The sequence below is a fragment of the Rhizobium sp. SEMIA 4085 genome, assembly GCF_013004495.1.
Lineage (GTDB): Bacteria > Pseudomonadota > Alphaproteobacteria > Rhizobiales > Rhizobiaceae > Rhizobium > Rhizobium gallicum.
Genome location: NZ_JABEPH010000082.1, coordinates 1 through 18,655 on the forward strand (window position 1 = coordinate 1; position 18,655 = coordinate 18,655).

The following is an 18,655-nucleotide window of genomic DNA, read 5'->3' on the forward strand; positions in this document are numbered from 1 at the left end:
CGCGCCGGATTGGAGACGCTTGCCCCGATCACTGCCCACGCCACCCATTCGCAGGCGCCCAATCTCTTTGCGACCGCGCCGATCGGTGCTCTTGAGAAGCTTTCCGATCGCGCCGGCTGGTCGTTTGATACAGTCGATCTTTTCGAAATCAACGAGGCTTTCGCGGTCGTCGCCATGGCTGCGATGCGCGATCTCCACCTGCCGCACGACAAGGTCAACGTGCATGGCGGTGCCTGTGCGCTTGGCCATCCGATCGGTGCATCGGGAGCACGTATCATTGTCACGCTGCTTGCGGCTCTTGAGCGATACGACCTGAAGCGCGGCATGGCCGCACTTTGCATCGGCGGCGGCGAGGCAACTGCGGTCGCCCTCGAACGGCACTAAGGGAGGAACCCGGATGATCCTTTCCGACCTGCAGCAGCAAATTCGCGATCTGGCGCGCGATTTCGCCCGCGAGCGCCTGGCACCGGGCGCCGCCGCCCGCGATCGCGATCACTCCTTCCCTCGCGAGGAACTGAACGAGATGGGCGAGCTCGGTCTGCTTGGCATGCTCGTTCCGGAAGCCTTTGGAGGCTCCGACACCGGCACTGTCGCCTATGCTGCCGCGCTCGAGGAGATCGCCGCCGGCGACGGGCCGTGCTCGACCATCATGAGCGTCCATAGCTCGGTTGCCTGCGTGCCGATCCTGAAATTCGGCAATGAAGAACAGAAGCAGCACTTCTTGCCGAGGCTCGCGAGCGGCGAATGGATCGGAGGTTTCGCACTGACCGAGGCGCAGGCAGGCTCCGATGCCTCAAACCTGCGCAGCCGCGCGCGCCGCAACGGCGATCATTATGTGCTCGACGGCGCCAAGCAGTTCATCACCTCGGGCAAGAATGGCCAGATGATCATCGTCTTCGCGGTCACCGATCCCGAAGCCGGCAAGAAGGGTATCACCGCTTTCATTGTGCCGACCGATACACCCGGTTACGAAGTCATCCGTGTCGAAGAAAAGCTTGGCCTCCATTCGACCGATACCTGCCAGATCGCCTTCAACGGCATGCTCATCCCCGCTGAACTCAGGCTCGGCGCGGCAGGGGAAGGATACCGCATCGCGCTGGCCAATCTCGAAGGCGGGCGGATCGGCATTGCCGCGCAGGCGGTTGGCATGGCACGCGCGGCCTATGAGGCGGCGCGCGACTATGCGCTCGAGCGTGTCGCTTTTGGCAAACCGATCATCGAGCACCAGGCCGTCGCCTTCCGTCTTGCCGACATGGCGACGCAGATCGAGGCCGCGCGCCAGCTCGTCTTCCATGCAGCGGCATTGCGCGAAAGCGGCCTGCCGTGTCTTTCCGAAGCCTCGATGGCGAAGCTCTTTGCCTCCGAAATGGCAGAGAGGGTCTGCTCCGACGCGATCCAGATCCATGGCGGCTACGGCTATATGGCCGATTATCCGGTCGAGCGGATCTACCGGGATGTCCGCATCTGTCAGATTTATGAAGGAACGAGCGATGTGCAGCGCATGGTGATTGCGCGCAATCTGTAAACCAAGGATGCGCTGTCCCCTCCTGGAGGAGAGGAGCGGACGGCAAAGGGAGGAATGAGACCATATGGCGGAATTCGCTCAACTGAGCTTGCATGTCCCCGAACCCGCCGTCCGTCCGGGCGGCCAGCCTGATTTTTCCAACGTCAAGATCGCCAAGGCAGGCGCTGTGCCGCGCCCTGAGGTCGATGTCGCGTCTGAGGACATCCGCGAGCTCGCCTATTCGATCATCCGCGTCCTTAATCGCGACGGTGAGGCCGTCGGCCCGTGGTCGGGCATGCTTTCGGACGGCGAACTGCTCACCGGCCTTCGCCACATGATGAAGCTCAGGGCCTTTGACGCCCGCATGCTGATGGCGCAGCGCCAGGGAAAGACATCCTTCTACATGCAGCATCTCGGGGAGGAAGCCGTCAGCTGCGCCTTCCGCAAGGCGTTGCGCAAGGGCGATATGAACTTTCCGACCTATCGCCAGGCGGGACTGTTGATCGCCGACGACTATCCGATGGTCGAGATGATGAACCAGATCTACTCGAATGAGAGCGACCCGCTGCACGGCCGGCAGCTGCCGATCATGTATTCCTCGAAGGACCACGGTTTCTTCACGATCTCCGGAAATCTCGCGACGCAATATGTTCAGGCAGTCGGCTGGGCGATGGCGTCGGCCATCAAGAACGACAGCAAAATCGCCGCCGGTTGGATCGGCGATGGCTCGACAGCCGAATCCGACTTTCACTCCGCGTTGGTTTTCGCCTCCACGTACAAGGCTCCAGTGATCCTCAATATCGTCAACAATCAATGGGCGATCTCGACGTTCCAGGGCATCGCCCGCGGTGGCTCCGGTACTTTCGCTGCCCGCGGTCTCGGCTTCGGCATCCCGGCACTGCGTGTCGACGGCAACGACTATCTCGCCGTCCATGCCGTTGCCTGCTGGGCAGCCGAGCGCGCCAGGCGGAATCTCGGTCCGACGCTGATCGAATATGTGACCTATCGCGTCGGCGCCCATTCGACGTCGGACGATCCGAGCGCTTATCGTCCGAAGACGGAGTCTGAGGCCTGGCCGCTTGGCGATCCGGTTCTTCGCCTGAAAAAGCATCTGATCGTCAGGGGCGTCTGGTCCGAAGAACGTCATCTTCAGGCGGAGGCTGAGATCATCGACGAGGTGATCGAGGCGCAAAGAAAGGCAGAGCAGCACGGCACACTGCATGCCGGCGGCAGACCTTCCGTGCGCGACATCTTCGAGGGCGTCTATGCCGAGATGCCGCCGCATATTCGCCGCCAGCGGCAGAAAGCGGGATACTGAGATGGCCAGAATGACGATGATTGAGGCCGTGCGCAGTGCCATGGACGTTTCGATGGCCCGCGACGACAGCGTCGTGGTGTTCGGCGAGGACGTCGGTTACTTCGGCGGTGTTTTCCGCTGCACGCAAGGGCTTCAGGCTAAATACGGCAAGACCCGCTGCTTCGATACGCCGATCAGCGAATCCGGCATCGTCGGAACGGCGATCGGCATGGCGGCTTACGGGTTAAAGCCCTGCGTCGAAATCCAATTTGCCGATTACATGTATCCTGCCTACGACCAGATCACTCAAGAGGCCGCCCGCATCCGTTACCGCTCGAACGGGGATTTCACCTGCCCCATCGTGCTGCGTATGCCAACCGGCGGCGGTATCTTCGGCGGTCAGACGCACAGCCAAAGCCCGGAGGCGCTCTTTACCCATGTCTGCGGCCTGAAGGTTGTCGTGCCTTCCAACCCTTTTGATGCCAAGGGCCTGCTCATCTCGTCCATCGAGGATCCGGATCCGGTGATGTTCCTGGAGCCGAAGCGGCTCTACAACGGTCCCTTCGACGGTCATCACGAGCGCCCTGTGACCCCCTGGTCGAAACATGACCTCGGCGAAGTACCTGAGGGACACTATACCGTCCCGAGCGGCAGGGCCGAGATCAGGCGGTTGGGATCTGCCGTGACAGTCATTGCCTATGGCACCATGGTGCATGTAGCGCTTGCAGCTGCGGAGGATGCCGGCATTGATGCCGAAGTCATCGATTTACGAAGCCTCTTGCCACTCGATCTCGATACCATCGTACAGTCGGTCACGAAGACCGGCCGCTGCGTCGTCGTCCATGAGGCAACGCTTACGTCCGGCTTTGGTGCCGAAGTGGTGTCGCTCGTGCAGGAGCATTGTTTCTACCATCTGGAAGCGCCGGTCATGCGTGTCGCCGGTTGGGACACGCCCTATCCGCACGCACAGGAATGGGACTATTTCCCCGGGCCTGCGCGCGTCGGGCGGGCACTTGCAGAAGTGATGGAGGCGTAAGCCATGGGCGAGTTTACGATCAAGATGCCCGATGTCGGCGAAGGGGTGGCCGAGGCTGAACTTGTCGAATGGCACGTAAAGGCCGGTGATCCCGTGCGCGAGGACATGGTGATCGCCGCCGTCATGACGGATAAGGCGACGGTCGAAATCCCTTCTCCCGTTACCGGCATCGTCGTCTGGCTAGGGGCGGAGATCGGCGACCGGGTCGCCGTGAAGGCGCCTTTGGTGCGCATCGAGACGGCCGGTGAAGGCGGCGAGATTCGAACCGAAATCCCTGCGGCTGTAACGCCCGCGAAAGCTCTTGAGCCACCGTTGCCTGCATTAGATCTCACAAAGGGAACGGTACCGAAAGCCGCTACCGCGCCTCGTGAAATTGTTGCGGTGCCCGCCGAAAAGCCGCTCGCCTCCCCTGCCGTCCGGCTCTTTGCCCGGGAGAACGGCATCGATCTCAGGCAGGTGACGGGAAGCGGTCCTGCCGGCCGTATCCTGCGCGAGGATATCGACCAGTTTTTCGCGCACGGCGCGGCCCCCTTCCCGGCGCAAGTGGTTCCAGGAAGAAAGACTACGACAGAAGAGATCAAACTTACCGGCCTTCGCCGGCGCATTGCCGAGAAGATGTCGCTGTCAGCCTCCCGCATTCCCCACATTACCTATGTCGAGGAGATCGACATGACGGCGCTGGAGGAACTGAGAGCCACAATGAACCGCGACCGCAAGCCGGAACAGCCGAAGCTTACCGTCCTGCCTTTCCTGATGCGGGCAATCGTCAAGGCGGTTGCTGAACAGCCAAACCTCAACGCTACCTTCGACGATCATACAGGCGTACTCACCCGTCATGGGGCCGTCCACATCGGCATTGCAGCGCAGACGCCCGCCGGGCTGGTGGTGCCTGTCGTGCGACATACGGAGGCGCGCGGCATCTGGGATTGCGCCAGCGAGATGAACCGGCTTGCGGAGGCGGCGCGCACGGGTTCAGCGACGCGTGATGAGCTCGGCGGCTCGACGATCACCATCAGTTCGCTCGGCGCGCTCGGCGGCATCGTCTCGACGCCTGTGATCAATCATCCCGAAGTTGCCATCATCGGCGTCAACAAGATCGCCGTCCGTCCGGTCTGGGACGGCACGCAGTTCGTGCCGCGGAAGATGATGAACCTCTCCTCAAGCTTCGACCATCGCATCGTAGACGGATGGGATGCTGCCACCTTCGTCCAGCGCGTCCGGGTTCTTCTCGAAACGCCGGCACTCATTTTCATCGAAAGCTGAGTTTTATGAAAGAGATCGTCTGCAAGCTCCTCGTCATCGGCGCCGGTCCTGGAGGCTATGTCTGCGCCATCCGGGCTGGCCAGCTCGGCATCGACACCGTCATCGTGGAGGAGAGCAAACCTGGCGGAACCTGCCTGAATGTCGGCTGCATCCCGTCCAAGGCGCTAATTCATGCGGCAGAAGAGTTCGCCGTAGTCCGCCGCATGGCTGCCGGAAGGAGCCCGATCGGCATCCGTGTGGCGGATGCTGCCATCGACCTGGCGAAAACCATCGGTTGGAAGGATGGTATCGTTGGCCGGCTCACCAGCGGTGTCTCAACGCTGCTTCATAAGGCGAATGTCAAGATCGTCCACGGACGCGCGGTTTTTCGCGACGGCAAGACCGTGGAGGTGGAGACGGAAACGGGTGCGCAGATCATTCGCGCCGACACCGTGGTCATCGCCACCGGCTCGGAGCCGGTCGACCTTGCAAGTCTTCCCTTCGGTGGTCGCGTCATTTCCTCAACCGAGGCCTTGTCGCTTAAGGATCTGCCGGAGAAGCTTGTGGTTGTCGGCGGCGGCTATATCGGCCTCGAGCTCGGCACCGCCTTTGCCAAGATGGGCTCCGAGGTGACCGTTGTCGAAGCACTGCCGCAGATCCTGCCGCAATATGATGCCGATCTCGTGCGCCCTGTGCTACGCAAGCTCGGAGAGCTCGGCATTCGCGTGCTGACCAGTGCAAAAGCCAAGGGGCTCTCTGGCGACGGAAATGCACTCTTTGTCGAGGCGGCGGATAGTCAGGAACAACAGCTGCCGGCCGACCGCATCCTGGTCACCGTCGGACGCAAGCCGAAAACCACAGGATCGGGGCTGGAAGAGCTCGATCTAGATCGTTCAGGGCCTTACCTGCGCATCGACGAGCGCTGCCGCACGTCGATGCGGGGCATATATGCGATCGGCGATGTCACCGGCGAGCCGATGCTTGCCCACCGCGCCATGGCGCAGGGCGAAATGGTGGCCGAGATTGTGGCCGGCCGGAAGCGTGCCTGGGACAAGCGCTGCATTCCGGCAGTTTGCTTCACGGACCCGGAGATCGTGACGGCGGGTCTTTCCCCCGGCGAGGCCCGTGCTCAGGGCTATGAGATCCGCGTCGGCCAATTTCCCTTCAGCGCCAACGGCCGCGCCATGACGATGCATTCGGACGAAGGCTTCGTGCGTGTCGTGGCTCGCGCCGACAGCAATCTTGTCCTCGGCCTTCAGGCCGTCGGCGCCGGGGTTTCGGAGCTTTCGGCCACCTTCGCGCACGCCATGGAGATGGGCGCGCGCCTCGAGGATATCGCCGGTACGATCCATGCCCATCCGACACGCAGTGAAGCCATCCAGGAAGCAGCCCTTAAGGCACTCGGCCATGCATTGCACACATGACGTGTAGTTGCGAACGGTCCGTAGATTGCGTGGGACTAGCGCGCCGATGTCAGAGCCTAGTTCTTGCATCTTCCATTTCCGTACGAGCCGGGAATCGCGTCTTGTGAGCACGGCAACAGTGGCTTTCGGTCGGGAAGACGTCGTCTGGCTTTCTCGCGGCTTTTGGTAAAGTGCTCCCCGAAAGGGGAGACGAAACAAAGACGGGAAGCACTCCGCCGGGATACGCCGGTCGGTCACGATACGGCCGATCATTGCATGGTCGGCAACTGCTTCAAGGGATTGGCGAGCGGCACACCGAGCGGCTTGAAATGGCGCTCATTGGCCGTCAGAACGGTGAGACCGTGCGCGGCGGCGGTGGCGGCAATTGCGATGTCCTCGAAGCCGGGATCATGGGCACGCGCCCGGTCGAGAAGCAGGCCGGCATGACGCGCCTCCTCGATGCCGAACGGCAGGATGCGCCCCGCATAGAAATGTTCCACCGCCGATAGCCAGCGGCCTAAGTTCTCCGCCTTCGTCGTCGTTGCGATCCTGACGGCTCGAGCAACGCCTGCCTCGATCTCGGCAATGGTGATCGTCGAAAGATAAAGCCGGTCACTATGGGCGCGCATCCATGCTGTGAACGCCTCGACGTAGGAGTGGCCGCCGGTTGCGAGCAAATTTATGAGCTTCTCCATCTGGCGGTGGCCTTTAGCCACTGCCTCGTTCTTGCCTCTGGATCGCTGTTGAGCGTAATGTCGGTCACAACGGCCGCGCTGTCTGCGCCATGGGCAAAGACGCCGTCGATTCGATCGACATTCAGCCCGCCGATGGCGACAAGCGGCAGGCCGGCGATGCGTATTTTCCATTCGCGGAGTCGTTCCAGCCCCTGCGGCGCCCATTTCATCTGCTTCAGGATCGTCGCATAGATTGGGCCGAGCGCGACATAGTCCGGCCTTGCGGAGAGCGCTGTCTCCAGCTCGGCTCCGTCATGCGTCGAGAGCCCGAGCTTCAGACCGGCTTCACGAATCGCGGAAAGATCGGCTCCGGCCAGATCCTCCTGTCCCAGATGGAGGAAATCGCATCCCTCCTCGATCGCCAGTTGCCAATAGTCGTTGATGATCAGCTGGCATCCATTCGCGGAGCAGATCGACTTTGCGTTGCGGATATCAGCACGGATTTCTGCCTCGGTCCGGTCCTTGATGCGGAGTTGAACCAGCTTGACGCCGAGCGGGACCAAGCGGGCGATCCACTCTGCGCTGTCGACAATCAGATAGAATGGATCGAGCCTCATGCAAAGACCGCCGTTCCGATGACCGGCGTCGAGGGCACGGCCATCTCGCGCGGCTCCAACATACCGGCACCGAATGCCTGATGGCCCGCCTCGATTGCCCTGGCAAAAGCCTCGGCCATGGAGACAGGATCGCCGGCGCCCGCCACAGCGGTGTTGAGAAGAACCGCATCAAAGCCGAGTTCCATGACGGTTGCTGCATGCGAGGGCCTGCCGATGCCGGCGTCGACGATCAGCGGCACCTCGGGAAAATGCCCGCGTATCGCTCGAAGGGCAGAGAGATTGAGCGGCCCGGCGGCACTGCCGATCGGCGCGCACCAGGGCATCAAAACCTTGCACCCCGCTTCCAGCAAGCGTTCCGCCACCACAAGATCATCGGTCGTGTAAGGAAAGACTTCGAAGCCCTCACCCGAGAGGATACGCGCGGCTTCGACCAGCCCAAAGACATCGGGCTGCAGCGTATCGTGATTGCCGATCACCTCCAGCTTGATCCAGTTGGTCTGAAACACCTCGCGCGCCATCTTCGCCGTCAGCACGGCTTCGGAGACGCCATGGCAGCCGGCCGTATTGGGCAGCACACGTACGCCGAGCGCCCGGATCATGTCGAAAAACCCACCACCGTTCCGGCCGCCGGCGGTTTCACGCCGCAAAGAGACGGTGACGATAGCGGTCTGCGATCGCTGGACGGCTTCAGTCAAGATTGCCGGTGAGGGATAGCGAGCCGTTCCGAGAAGAAGGCGGGACGCAATTTCGGCTCCATAAAGGTTCAGCATGGCTCAACCTCCCTGCATCGGGGTCAGAATTTCTATCCGGTCATTCTCGTCAAGCGTATGGCCCGCCCGCTCCTCCCGGTGGACGAGCTCGCCGTTGACGGCGGTTGCGAGCCACTCGCCTTCGTACTCCATCAGGCTCAGCAGCTCGGAAAGCGTCTTGGCACAGATATTCTGAGCCTCGCCATTGATGATCAGTCTCATGAAAACATCCCTTCTTGTTGGCCTACTTGTTGGGGTTTGCCGAATACAAGCTCCACAGCTTCGGCCGCCATTGCCGGTGCCAGCAAAAAACCGTGACGATACAAGCCGTTGACGAATACTGTGTTCGCGTCGCGGACGGCGCGGGGAAAGTTATCGGCGAAGGCGGGGCGGATTCCGGCGCCGGTCTCGACGACGGTTGCGTCTGCAAAGGCCGGATGAAGCGCGTAGGCGGCGTTCAGCAGTTCCATCAACGAGCGTGCCGAAATCGGCCCGTCGAAATCGGTTTCGATCATCGTGGCACCGACCATGAAAAGCCCGTCGCTGCGAGGGACGATGTAGAGCGGGATGCGCGGATGCAGCAGGCGAACCGGGCGGGAAAGGTCCACCTCCCGGGTCTTGAGATAGAGCATCTCGCCGCGAACACCGCGAAGTCCGCCGGCCTTGCCAATCTGCGCCGCACCAGTGCAGTCGACATAGTCGTCGAAGCTGACCTCGTCGGCATCTCGAACGAAGGACACGCCCTGCGTTGCAAGCCTCTCCCGCAGCCTTGCGAGCGCCCGGCGGGGATCAAGATGGGCTTCGCGAGGAAAGAACAGGCCTTGCCGGAAGCGCCCGGCAAGGGCGGGTTCCAGCCCGGCAATGGCCTTCCCATCGAGCCATTCACAACCGGTCGTGCGGCTGGCGAAGCGTTGCAGTTCACCAAGATCGCGGGCCGGCGCGACCACGAGCGTACCATTGCGTCGCACTTCTCCCGGCACCATCGCCTCCCACCGGTCGGCGGCGTCGAGGCCCTGTAAGAGCACTGCTTCGTCAGCACTTTCCCGCTCGCACCAAGGCGCCAGCATTCCGCCGGCAAACCAGGATGCGGCACCCCTGAAACCCTCATTCGGATCCACGACCGTCACATCAGCACCGCGGGCTTGAAGCGCATGGGCAACCGAGAGGCCGGCAACGCCGGCCCCTTTGACAAGCACGCGCATCTCAGTCGCCCGAATGCTGAAGTGCTTCGATTGGAACGTAGAGATCCCCGCCCTCTCGGAATTTTGCTGCCATCGCATCCAGGCCCTCCTTCTGCGCCTCGGCGCGAATGTCGTGCGAAATCCGCATGGAGCAGAATTTCGGGCCGCACATCGAGCAGAAATGCGCGACCTTGTGCGCCTCTTTCGGCAGCGTTTCGTCATGGAAGCTGCGGGCTGTTTCCGGGTCTAGCGAGAGATTGAACTGATCCTCCCAGCGGAACTCGAAGCGGGCGCGGGACAATGCGTCGTCGCGAAGACGCGCGGCCGGATGTCCCTTGGCGAGGTCGGCGGCATGCGCTGCGATTTTGTAGGTGATCACCCCGGTCTTGACATCATTGCGATCCGGCAACCCCAGATGCTCCTTTGGCGTGACATAGCAAAGCATGGCCGTCCCGAACCAACCAATCATCGCAGCTCCTATGCCTGAGGTGATATGGTCGTAGCCGGGTGCGATATCCGTCGTCAGAGGGCCGAGCGTGTAGAAGGGCGCCTCGCCGCAGACGGCAAGCTGCTTGTCCATGTTTTCCTTGATCTTGTGCATCGGAACATGGCCTGGCCCTTCGATCATCACTTGGCAGTCCTTTTCCCAGGCAATCTTCGTCAGTTCGCCAAGGGTTTCGAGCTCGGCGAACTGCGCTGCGTCATTGGCATCGGCAATCGAGCCCGGCCGCAGGCCGTCGCCGAGCGAGAAGGAGACATCATAGGCGCGGCAGATATCGCAGATCTCCTCGAAATGCTCGTAAAGAAAACTCTCACGGTGGTGATGCAGACACCACTTCGCCATGATCGAGCCGCCGCGCGAGACGATTCCGGTCACCCGGTTGACGGTCAGCGGGATATAGTGGAGCCGCACGCCGGCATGGATGGTGAAATAGTCGACACCCTGTTCCGCCTGTTCGATCAGCGTGTCACGATAAACCTCCCATGTCAGGTTCTCGGCAACGCCTTCGACCTTTTCCAGCGCCTGGTAGAGCGGCACGGTACCGATCGGCAATGGCGAATTGCGGATGATCCATTCGCGGATATTGTGGATGTTGCGGCCGGTCGAAAGGTCCATGACCGTATCGGCACCCCAGCGCGCCGCCCAAACCATCTTTTCGACCTCTTCGGCCATCGACGAAGTGACGGCGGAATTGCCGATATTGGCGTTGATTTTCACCAGGAAGTTGCGACCGATGATCATCGGTTCGGCCTCCGGATGATTGATGTTGGCGGGGATGATCGCGCGGCCTGCGGCCACTTCCTGCCGGACGAATTCCGGTGTGACATAGTCGGGGATATGGGCACCGAAGCTTTCGCCGTCGCGCACTATGGCCTCGCCTTGAGCCTTTCGGCCGAGATTTTCGCGGATGGCGATGAATTCCATTTCCGGCGTGATGATGCCGGCACGCGCATAGGCAAGCTGGGTGACGGCCTTGCCATTCTTGGCCCGCAGCGGCTGGCGCTGGCCGGGAAATTCGGGCGTCAGCCGCTCACCGCTGGCAAAACCATTGTCTTCCGGGCGCACGTGGCGACCCTGATAGGCCTCGACGTCGCCGCGGGCCAGCACCCAGTCGCGCCGAAGCTGAGGCAAGCCTTCTTCGATGCGAATATCGGCCCCCTCGACCGTATAAGGGCCAGACGAATCATAGACCGCGACTGGCGGCTCGCCTGCGGTCGGATGAACGCTGATCTCGCGCATAGGCACGCGAATGCCGGGATGGATATCTCCCGCAACGTAAACTTTGCGGGATGCCGGCAACGGGCCGGTGGTAACGGTCGGGGTAATGGTCTTTGCGGCAATATTCATGGTTTGAGGCTCCAAGTTGTGATTGGAGACCCAGTCCTCAGCCGGAATGATGGAAAGACGCCGGCATGGATTCCACGCGTGAATTCCAAGCCTTTCGAGCGCTCGCACCGTCCCTACGCCAGTATGAACTGGATCAGGTTCAACGGGTCACTGCGCGCGACAGCAGTATCTCAGCCCCTTGCCGGGACCCCCCTGGTGAATGTTCAAAGGTTAAGGTCGGGTGTCGCCGGTGTCAAGACGAGCGGCTCACGTCACCCTCCTTTGCAGTCAGCGTGCCAGCCACCCGCCGTCGACCGGCAGGACGGTGCCGTGGACGTAGTCGGACGCGGATGAGGCGAGAAACACCGCCGCACCGCCGAGTTCGGCGGGCACTCCCCACCGCCCTGCCGGGATGCGTGCCAGAATGGCGGTACTGCGGTCCAAATCTTCTCGGAGCGCCGTCGTGTTGTTGGTGACAAAGTAGCCGGGCGCGATGGCGTTGACGTTGACGCCTTTGGCTGCCCATTCGCAGGCAAGCAGCCTTGTGACACCGGCAAGGCCGCTCTTGGAGGCCGTGTAGGACGGAATGCGGATGCCGCCTTGGAAGGACAGCAGCGAGGCGATGTTGATAATCTTGCCCCTGCCCTTTTCGATCATGTGGCGGCCAGCGGCCTGAGCCAGGAAGAAGGCCGTTTTGAGATTGGTGTCGATGACTGCGTCCCAGTCTTCCTCGGTGAAGTCGATCGCATCGGCGCGGCGAATGATACCGGCATTGTTGACGAGGATGTCGAGTGCACCGAAGGCCGAGAGCGTTTCGGCGACGATGCGCTTTACCGGCGCGATCGTGCCAAGATCGGCGTTGATGGCGTGGAAGCGCGCGCCAGCCTCCGTGACCATCGCCTCGGTTTCATCCATGGACGAGCGGCCGACGGCGGCAATCGAGGCACCTGCTTGCGCAAGCGCCATCGCAATGCCCTGCCCTATGCCAGTATTGGCGCCGGTGACAATGGCCACGCGGCCGGAAAGATCAAATGGGTTTGCCATTGGACTTACCTTAAATCTGCAATCGCGATCTGATCCATGTCGGTGAAGCTCTTGTTGTCACCGGCCATCGCCCAGATGAAGCTGTAATTCTTGGTGCCAGCACCTGAATGGATCGACCACGGAGGCGAGATGATCGCCTGCTCGTTTGCAACCAGCATGTGCCGGGTCTCCTGCGGTTCGCCCATGAAATGGAAGATGCGCTGATCGGCATCGAGATCGAAGTACAGGTAGGCTTCCATGCGACGGTCATGGATGTGGCTCGGCATGGTGTTCCAGATGCTGCCCGGCTCCAGCACGGTCAGTCCCATGGTGAGCTGGCAGGACTGGCAGACCTCGGGATGGATGAACTGGAAGATTGATCGCCTGTTGGCAGTTGCCGCTTCGCCAAACGTGAGATGCCGAGCCTGTTCGCGCGTCAATAGCACCGTGGGATGCGGTTGATGTGCCGGCGTCGAAACGAGGTAGAATTTGGCGGGATTACCGGCATCAGCACTTTCGAAGCGGATGTCCACCGCGCCCTTGCCGATATATAGGCAATCGTATTTCGCGCTGTCGTACGCCTTGCCGTCGACCAGGACGCGGCCTGCTCCCCCGATGTTCAGCGCACCGAGTTCGCGTTCGGCAAGGAAGGTTTCCTGGCCGATTGCTTTTGGCGCCGTCAACGTGAGCGCGGCGCCGAGCGGCATTGCGCCGCCGATCACCATGCGGTCGTAATGCGAATAGGTAAGCCTGATTTCGCCGCCTTCGAAGACGGTGTCGACAAGAAAGTGGCGTCGCAGTGTGTCGGTGTCGTAGGCGCGGACGGCCTCGGGATGGGAAGCATGTCTTACGTCGACTTTCATTGAAAATTTCCTTTCTTTTCAGTGCATACCAAAGATTTCTTCGCATCTTCGATAAAGTAATTCGGGTCCCAGATTTCGGCCCTTTCGACCTCGTACAGAAGTCTGCCGAGATGGAGGTCCATTGCCTCGACGGCACCCTTCTTGTCGCCCCTGCGCATATAGCCGATGACGGTCGAATGCTCCTCGATGACGCGGGCGAGACGGCCATCCTGCGGCAACGTCAGGAGGCGGTAACGGTCGCTGTGCACCTTGACCTGCTCGATAATTGCCCAGATGCCGGAAAAGCCGGCGATATCGCTGATCAGTTTGTGGAAATCGATATCAAGCCGGTGGAATGCCGCCACGTCGCCATTGCGAAGGCAGGCGCCAAGGTCGTCGAGATTGCGATCGAGCAGGCGGATGCCGGCTGGCGTCATCTTGTCGACGGCATGGCCGACGGTGGTTATCTCAAGGGCTTTGCGCACAAGAATGGCTTCATAGAGAGCGCGGCGCGGAATGCGCGAGACGAACGTGCCGGACTGGGGAAAGATATCAACGAGGCCATCGTCGGAAAGACGTAAGATCGCCTCGCGGATCGGCGTTCGGCTGACGCCGAAATGCGCCTCCAACTCCTTCTCGCTCAACAAGTCCATGGGCTTGCGCCGAAGCGAGAGGATGTCGTCGCGCAAGACATCGTAGACCAGGGTTGCGGCGCGAGGAGCTGCGGCACGCTGATGGGAAAGTTGGGTTACGCCCGCCAAGGACCGCTTCTTGCGTGCTTCGCTCATTGGCCACGCGTTTTGTCAAATCGCAGTTTGAAATACCGATTGACTTGCACCGATTGCCCTCCCGCAGGCCTTCGCGGAAGTAGTATATTAGTATCTGACTGCGGGCAACGGAAAATCGATCGATGGATGGGCGAATAAAAAGGGGCGGCGTGAAAGCGGCAAACGTTAGCAACCAGGAGGCTGGCTCCTTAGGTGACTCTGAGACGGTAGCGCGCCGAAAAGTCGCCTTCCCACCACATGGGAAAGTTCGTACCCCATTTATTGTTGTGCAGGTTGAAGCGCACGCCGTCGGAAAAGTCAGGCAACGCTTTGCAAAAAGTCATAAAATCCCAGTTTTGCGGTGCGACGAGCGGCGTGTCGAATGGTTCGATGGACAGCACAGTCCCATTCATATCGCCACGAACGCCGCTAACAGCCTGGAGCTGAGCGCCGCCGCTTCGAGCAATATCGCCGCTTTTGTGCCAGAGCCCCATCTTGCGCAAGCTCCATTCGGCCTTTGCTTGAGGCGTGAAGGAAAGAAAGCTTGCCTCCGGCATGCGGTTGGCCGCTTTTGAATGCATCGTCAGCCGAAACTCAAGAGCATCGCCGCGCGTTAAAAATTGCAGCATGACATACTCCGGCGCGCCGTATCGGCTGACCGCTTCATCGGGCATCGCAAGCAGCACCCCTGCTCGACCAGCGGCCTTCAAGGCAGGCATGTAGGTTCTCGACAGTGCAGCACCGGACCTGGCAAGCCCCGGCTTGTCGTGATCGAGGATCGCCCATTCCTGACGATGCGTAAGATATGTATCCATATGCCGGGCGACATCGCTGGCGTCATAGCTCTCGTAGCGATAGGCAATCAGCGATCCGCTGCGACCGGCAATCTTCTTGCCGGTAGGCATCGTAAGAGCGCAAATGTCGCCGGATACTGGATCAACATCAATAGCCCAACCACCGGCCGAAAGGCGCTGCTGGCGTTCGCCCGCCGAGATCATAACGGGCGCGGAAAGCTCGGTTAGAGCGGCCTTTGCCGCCGTGGCATCGGCGCCATCCAGCTGCCGTACGGCTTCATCGAGATAGGAGCGCTGCTCATTCCAGGAGGCTTCCGCATAGGCAAACCGGAAGTCGCTCGCCCGGGCTGTTTCGAAATCCTCGCGGGACCATGCCTGGTCATCTCGGAGATAGGATTTGATGTCGACGCCACAGGTATGTTCTGCAACCATCGCAAGCTTGCGGCCGAATGCGAGCCGGGCGGAATTCAAGCCCTCAGCCGCAAAGCGGTCATAGAGCCGCTGCAACGCGAGAAACTGCGCGGTTTTCTGCGGATCGCTGGCAATGCCGTGAATCCAGCTATCACCGAGCTCGAGCTCCATGCGCGGAAAGCGTTCGCGATTTTCCCAAAGAAGCGCCCCGTAGTCCTCGAGCGTCGCTGCACGGATGATCGCATCGGGATTACGCTGGTGCATCTGCCGGTAGACGTCGGCTGTCTGCGCCACGCTTTGCGGGCCAATATTGTCGCTCGTGTGCGCAAAGCCCAAACCCTCGGAAACACCGTCCGGGAAGTATGTTTCGCCATAGGAACGCTGATACATCACAACGATCTCTTCGCCGCCGGGCGCGCGCCAGCGAAAGATATCAGGCACCTGCGGCGGCGGCGAAGCAGTGTTGACGCCGAGATGCAGGAAACGAATGCCGGCTTCGGCAAGCAGTGGCACCATGCCGAGCGTGTGTCCCGGCACGTCCGTCATCTTCGCTGCAATCGTCTTCTTGCCGAAGCGCCGATCCAGTTCCTGCGAGTAGGAAAGACCGGCCCGGAAGAGGTCGGGCGACATCAACTCCGTATGCGTGGTGAACGGCAGGCCATGCCAACGGATGAGCCCGCGTTCGATTGCCTGCTCCAGTTTCGCCACCTCTTGCGGCCGGCACGAATTCAGATGGTCCCAAATCAACCAGGCGCCGGTGGTCCAGATGAACTTCAAATCATCTGGATCTTCAGCGTAAAAATGCTGGCCCGTCTCGATCGCTTGCGGAATGAAGCGCTCGTGATACTGACGGCGGACCTTTTCGGCATGGTCGGTGAAACCGATGTCGAGATGGGTCTTGAAGACCAGATGCACACGCTTTTGCGTCATGAACCTTCCATTCAGCCAACCGTGCCGCGCACGACGAGACGGGTGCTCAGCGTCTCGATCAAGGGTCCGGCCTCGGGTGTCTTGAGCCGCTTGAGCATCAGCCGGACAAGCGCCCGAACCCGATCTGGCAGATCGATCCGGACGGTGGTGAGGTTGTAGCTCTTCCAATGCGATTGCGGGATGTCGTCGAAGCCGACGATCTTGACGTCGCCCGGCACCGACAAGGAAAGCTCGTGACGCAACGCATCGATTGCGCCGAACGCGCCGACGTCGTTGGAGGCAAAGATGGCATCGGCTCCATCGCCGACACGGAAAAGATCCACCGTCGCGCGATAGGCGGTATCGTAGGTGTAGTCGCCAGGCACGACGATCGGCGGCGGCATGCCGCGCCCTAAAAGCACCTGCGTGATGATGCGTTCACGCTCGGCATTGGCCAGCGATTGCGGCTTTCCGCCAAGATAGGCAATGCGGCGGGCGCCGTAACCCTGCAGCAACGCAACGGCCTGCTCGATGCCCTCTTTCTGCCGCACGACCAACCGGTCGTAGAGGCTGGCAGATGGCTTTCCGCCAAACTCTTCCGCATCATCATAAATGATGTAGATCGGCACTGCGCGATCGAGAAATCCGCAAAGCACGTCCGGCTCCACATTCTCCGTAAAGGCAATGACCGAATCCGGATTGAAACCGCGCATATAGGTGAGCAAGGTCTGGTCCATGCTCAAATCGGCCTTCGCCTTGAACAGCAAAGTGGCAAAACCCTCCGCTTGCAAGGCCGTCGTCAATGCATCGATTTCCTGGCTTTCCCAGGGACTGCACACGTCGGGGACGATCATGCCGACAAGATGCGATCGTCTCGTGACGAGCGAGCGCGCCGCCATATCCGGCGTATAATTCAACTCCCGAGCAATCTGCAGAATGCGGTCGCGCTTTTCCGGCTTCAAAGATGCATTGGGGTTGAACGCGCGCGAAACGGCAACCCGCGTAACATTGGCTTCACGCGCGACCAGGTCAGCGGTCGCACGGGCCATTTTTCTGTCGCTGCGTTCACTCATGAAAGACATCTGGCGTTGGGATTGAAAACGTGTTCATTCATCGTGCACTCGACGACGGTAAAGCGTCAAGCACCATGAAGTAGATTCACGGCGCATACGCGAACTCTGCCGCCTTTTACGGCTTTCGTCCACCGAAAAATTCCAGCGCTCGCAACCCGCAGTGTTGACAAAAATGAAAGCGTGTTCATTCTGGGGCTGGACGAGGTGGGACGTGGCTTGGAGGAGGATCCGGTCCGTTCCGATGCACCGAACCGAAAGGCGTCCGGTCGACAACCGGGCCGAATCCTAGGGAGGAGTTGCAATGCGCAAGGGCATACAGTCTTTATTGCTTGGCGTTTCGGCGGCAGTTGCCTTGTCGGGATCTGCCATAGCCACCGATCTCGACATCACCTGCCGCTGCGTCGTCGGCGGCGTGAACAGCGGCACGGCCGAATGGATCCAAAAGAAAGTCATCCCGGCCTTCACTGAAAAGATGAAGGCGCAAGGCAAGGACGTTACTGTCAAGCTGACCCAATTCGGCGGCGAAGATGAACAGTTGACGCAGCAACTGGCGCTCGACTTCTCGACCGGCGCCGGTCCGGACATTTCGGCTTTCGACGGCTTCCTCATTCCGAGCTTCGTTCAGGGCGGGCTATTAAAGCCGCTTGAAGAAATAGCAGGTCCGGACGTAGCCAGTTGGGATGGCTGGAGCCATATCGCCGATGGCACCAAGGCTTTAATGAGCTACCAGGGCAAGCCTTACGGAATTGCGCTCGGCACCGATGCACGCATGATCTTTGTGCGCAGGGATCTCTTCCAGAAAGCCGGTCTTGATGCAGACAGCTGGCAGCCGAAATCCTGGGGCGAACTGCTTGACGCTGCGCGCAAGATCAAGGCTGCCGATCCAGATTCCTTTCCACTGCAGTTGAACGCCGGCGTTTCCATGGGCGAAGCAACGACCATGCAAGGTTATTGGATGGCGCTTCTTGGCACCGGCGAGCAGGTCACCGACGAAAATGGAAAATACATCGTCGCCAGCCAAGGCATTCTCGATACGCTGAGGCTTTACAAGACCATCTATGTCGACGACAAACTGGGCGATCAGCGCGCCCAGCTCTTGTCAGACGGCCGCAACCGTACCTTTGCAAATTTCCGCGATGGCAAGACGGCAATGCTCGTCGAAGGAGACTGGTTCTACCGTTCGGTGACGGCACCGGGGGCCGAATTTGCCGTCGCCGACCGCGAAAAGGTCATGACCTGGAAGAAGATGCCGGCCGCACAGCCGGGCAAGGGCCTGCGCGGCCAGGATTTCGTCACCATTTCCGG

At 60.7% G+C, this 18,655-nt stretch carries 17 protein-coding genes, 1 pseudogene and 1 riboswitch; of the genes and pseudogenes, 7 read left to right on the forward strand and 11 right to left on the reverse strand.

From position 1 onward, the window contains the following. The 6 genes and pseudogenes from C9413_RS11075 to lpdA form a co-directional block, all read left to right on the forward strand. Nucleotides 1–384, forward strand: a pseudogene (locus tag C9413_RS11075) (acetyl-CoA C-acetyltransferase); the annotation flags it as partial. Between the two features lie 13 nt (nucleotides 385–397). After that, a complete protein-coding gene (locus tag C9413_RS11080) occupies nucleotides 398–1,525 on the forward strand; it encodes an acyl-CoA dehydrogenase family protein (protein ID WP_170250450.1) in 1,128 nt (375 codons plus the stop codon). A gap of 64 nt (nucleotides 1,526–1,589) precedes the next feature. After that, nucleotides 1,590–2,822 (forward strand): 3-methyl-2-oxobutanoate dehydrogenase (2-methylpropanoyl-transferring) subunit alpha, encoded by a 1,233-nt coding sequence (locus C9413_RS11085; protein ID WP_040115559.1) that lies wholly within the window; start codon nucleotides 1,590–1,592, stop codon nucleotides 2,820–2,822. 1 nt (nucleotide 2,823) lies between these two features. Beyond that, on the forward strand, nucleotides 2,824–3,837 hold the full coding sequence (locus C9413_RS11090; protein WP_170250451.1) for an alpha-ketoacid dehydrogenase subunit beta: 1,014 nt from the start codon (nucleotides 2,824–2,826) through the stop codon (nucleotides 3,835–3,837). Nucleotides 3,838–3,840: 3 nt separating this feature from the next. Further along, nucleotides 3,841–5,100, forward strand: a complete 1,260-nt coding sequence (locus C9413_RS11095) for a dihydrolipoamide acetyltransferase family protein (protein WP_040115560.1) — start codon at nucleotides 3,841–3,843, stop codon at nucleotides 5,098–5,100. A 5-nt stretch (nucleotides 5,101–5,105) separates the two neighbouring features. Continuing rightward, on the forward strand, nucleotides 5,106–6,503 hold the full coding sequence (lpdA, locus tag C9413_RS11100; RefSeq protein WP_040115561.1) for a dihydrolipoyl dehydrogenase: 1,398 nt from the start codon (nucleotides 5,106–5,108) through the stop codon (nucleotides 6,501–6,503). Nucleotides 6,504–6,751: 248 nt separating this feature from the next. Here lpdA and C9413_RS11105 read toward each other — a convergent pair whose 3' ends face one another. The 11 genes from C9413_RS11105 to C9413_RS11155 all read right to left on the reverse strand — a co-directional run bounded on the left by C9413_RS11105 (nucleotide 6,752) and on the right by C9413_RS11155 (nucleotide 17,350). After that, a complete protein-coding gene (locus tag C9413_RS11105; protein ID WP_052451797.1) occupies nucleotides 6,752–7,177 on the reverse strand; it encodes a PIN domain-containing protein in 426 nt (141 codons plus the stop codon). Continuing rightward, nucleotides 7,162–7,773 carry a thiamine phosphate synthase gene (locus C9413_RS11110; protein WP_040115563.1) on the reverse strand — a complete coding sequence of 204 codons (612 nt, stop codon included), beginning with the start codon at nucleotides 7,771–7,773 and terminating at the stop codon, nucleotides 7,162–7,164. The genes C9413_RS11105 and C9413_RS11110 overlap by 16 nt, the downstream gene beginning before the upstream one ends. Further along, nucleotides 7,770–8,543 (reverse strand): thiazole synthase, encoded by a 774-nt coding sequence (locus tag C9413_RS11115; RefSeq protein ID WP_040115564.1) that lies wholly within the window; start codon nucleotides 8,541–8,543, stop codon nucleotides 7,770–7,772. The genes C9413_RS11110 and C9413_RS11115 overlap by 4 nt, the downstream gene beginning before the upstream one ends. A 3-nt stretch (nucleotides 8,544–8,546) precedes the next feature. Further along, a complete protein-coding gene (gene thiS / locus C9413_RS11120; RefSeq protein ID WP_040115565.1) occupies nucleotides 8,547–8,744 on the reverse strand; it encodes a sulfur carrier protein ThiS in 198 nt (65 codons plus the stop codon). Beyond that, the gene (thiO, locus tag C9413_RS11125; protein WP_040115566.1) at nucleotides 8,741–9,724 is read right to left on the reverse strand and encodes a glycine oxidase ThiO; all 984 of its coding nucleotides are present in this window, start codon (nucleotides 9,722–9,724) and stop codon (nucleotides 8,741–8,743) included. Before thiO ends, thiS begins: the two co-directional genes overlap by 4 nt. A gap of 1 nt (nucleotide 9,725) precedes the next feature. Beyond that, nucleotides 9,726–11,552, reverse strand: a complete 1,827-nt coding sequence (gene thiC / locus C9413_RS11130; protein WP_040115567.1) for a phosphomethylpyrimidine synthase ThiC — start codon at nucleotides 11,550–11,552, stop codon at nucleotides 9,726–9,728. Between the two features lie 92 nt (nucleotides 11,553–11,644). Then, nucleotides 11,645–11,756, reverse strand: a riboswitch (TPP riboswitch). A 63-nt stretch (nucleotides 11,757–11,819) separates the two neighbouring features. Continuing rightward, nucleotides 11,820–12,575, reverse strand: a complete 756-nt coding sequence (gene kduD / locus C9413_RS11135; protein ID WP_040115568.1) for a 2-dehydro-3-deoxy-D-gluconate 5-dehydrogenase KduD — start codon at nucleotides 12,573–12,575, stop codon at nucleotides 11,820–11,822. A gap of 5 nt (nucleotides 12,576–12,580) precedes the next feature. Then, nucleotides 12,581–13,417, reverse strand: coding sequence for a 5-dehydro-4-deoxy-D-glucuronate isomerase (gene kduI / locus C9413_RS11140; RefSeq protein ID WP_040115569.1), 837 nt, complete (start codon nucleotides 13,415–13,417; stop codon nucleotides 12,581–12,583). Continuing rightward, nucleotides 13,414–14,184 carry a GntR family transcriptional regulator gene (locus C9413_RS11145; protein ID WP_052451798.1) on the reverse strand — a complete coding sequence of 257 codons (771 nt, stop codon included), beginning with the start codon at nucleotides 14,182–14,184 and terminating at the stop codon, nucleotides 13,414–13,416. The genes kduI and C9413_RS11145 overlap by 4 nt, the downstream gene beginning before the upstream one ends. Before the next feature lie 188 nt (nucleotides 14,185–14,372). Beyond that, nucleotides 14,373–16,298: a DUF5054 domain-containing protein gene (locus tag C9413_RS11150; RefSeq protein WP_040115570.1), complete on the reverse strand. Its 1,926-nt coding sequence runs from the start codon at nucleotides 16,296–16,298 to the stop codon at nucleotides 14,373–14,375. 11 nt (nucleotides 16,299–16,309) lie between these two features. Then, nucleotides 16,310–17,350 carry a LacI family DNA-binding transcriptional regulator gene (locus tag C9413_RS11155; protein WP_170250452.1) on the reverse strand — a complete coding sequence of 347 codons (1,041 nt, stop codon included), beginning with the start codon at nucleotides 17,348–17,350 and terminating at the stop codon, nucleotides 16,310–16,312. Between the two features lie 301 nt (nucleotides 17,351–17,651). On the opposite strand from C9413_RS11155, the gene C9413_RS11160 reads away from it, so the two are divergent. Then, a partial coding sequence (locus C9413_RS11160) for an extracellular solute-binding protein (RefSeq protein ID WP_170250453.1) occupies nucleotides 17,652–18,655 on the forward strand: 1,004 nt, incomplete at its 3' end.

Excerpts from the sequence above, each read along its gene's own strand:
- C9413_RS11080 (WP_170250450.1), top strand. The coding sequence starts at position 398 with ATGATCCTTTCCGACCTGCAGCAGCAAATTCGCGATCTGGCGCGCGAT.
- C9413_RS11085 (WP_040115559.1), top strand. The coding sequence starts at position 1,590 with ATGGCGGAATTCGCTCAACTGAGCTTGCATGTCCCCGAACCCGCCGTC.
- C9413_RS11090 (WP_170250451.1), top strand. The coding sequence starts at position 2,824 with ATGGCCAGAATGACGATGATTGAGGCCGTGCGCAGTGCCATGGACGTT.
- C9413_RS11095 (WP_040115560.1), top strand. The coding sequence starts at position 3,841 with ATGGGCGAGTTTACGATCAAGATGCCCGATGTCGGCGAAGGGGTGGCC.
- lpdA (WP_040115561.1), top strand. The coding sequence starts at position 5,106 with ATGAAAGAGATCGTCTGCAAGCTCCTCGTCATCGGCGCCGGTCCTGGA.
- C9413_RS11105 (WP_052451797.1), bottom strand. The coding sequence starts at position 7,177 with ATGGAGAAGCTCATAAATTTGCTCGCAACCGGCGGCCACTCCTACGTC.
- C9413_RS11110 (WP_040115563.1), bottom strand. The coding sequence starts at position 7,773 with ATGAGGCTCGATCCATTCTATCTGATTGTCGACAGCGCAGAGTGGATC.
- C9413_RS11115 (WP_040115564.1), bottom strand. The coding sequence starts at position 8,543 with ATGCTGAACCTTTATGGAGCCGAAATTGCGTCCCGCCTTCTTCTCGGA.
- thiS (WP_040115565.1), bottom strand. The coding sequence starts at position 8,744 with ATGAGACTGATCATCAATGGCGAGGCTCAGAATATCTGTGCCAAGACG.
- thiO (WP_040115566.1), bottom strand. The coding sequence starts at position 9,724 with ATGCGCGTGCTTGTCAAAGGGGCCGGCGTTGCCGGCCTCTCGGTTGCC.
- thiC (WP_040115567.1), bottom strand. The coding sequence starts at position 11,552 with ATGAATATTGCCGCAAAGACCATTACCCCGACCGTTACCACCGGCCCG.
- kduD (WP_040115568.1), bottom strand. The coding sequence starts at position 12,575 with ATGGCAAACCCATTTGATCTTTCCGGCCGCGTGGCCATTGTCACCGGC.
- kduI (WP_040115569.1), bottom strand. The coding sequence starts at position 13,417 with ATGAAAGTCGACGTAAGACATGCTTCCCATCCCGAGGCCGTCCGCGCC.
- C9413_RS11145 (WP_052451798.1), bottom strand. The coding sequence starts at position 14,184 with ATGAGCGAAGCACGCAAGAAGCGGTCCTTGGCGGGCGTAACCCAACTT.
- C9413_RS11150 (WP_040115570.1), bottom strand. The coding sequence starts at position 16,298 with ATGACGCAAAAGCGTGTGCATCTGGTCTTCAAGACCCATCTCGACATC.
- C9413_RS11155 (WP_170250452.1), bottom strand. The coding sequence starts at position 17,350 with ATGAGTGAACGCAGCGACAGAAAAATGGCCCGTGCGACCGCTGACCTG.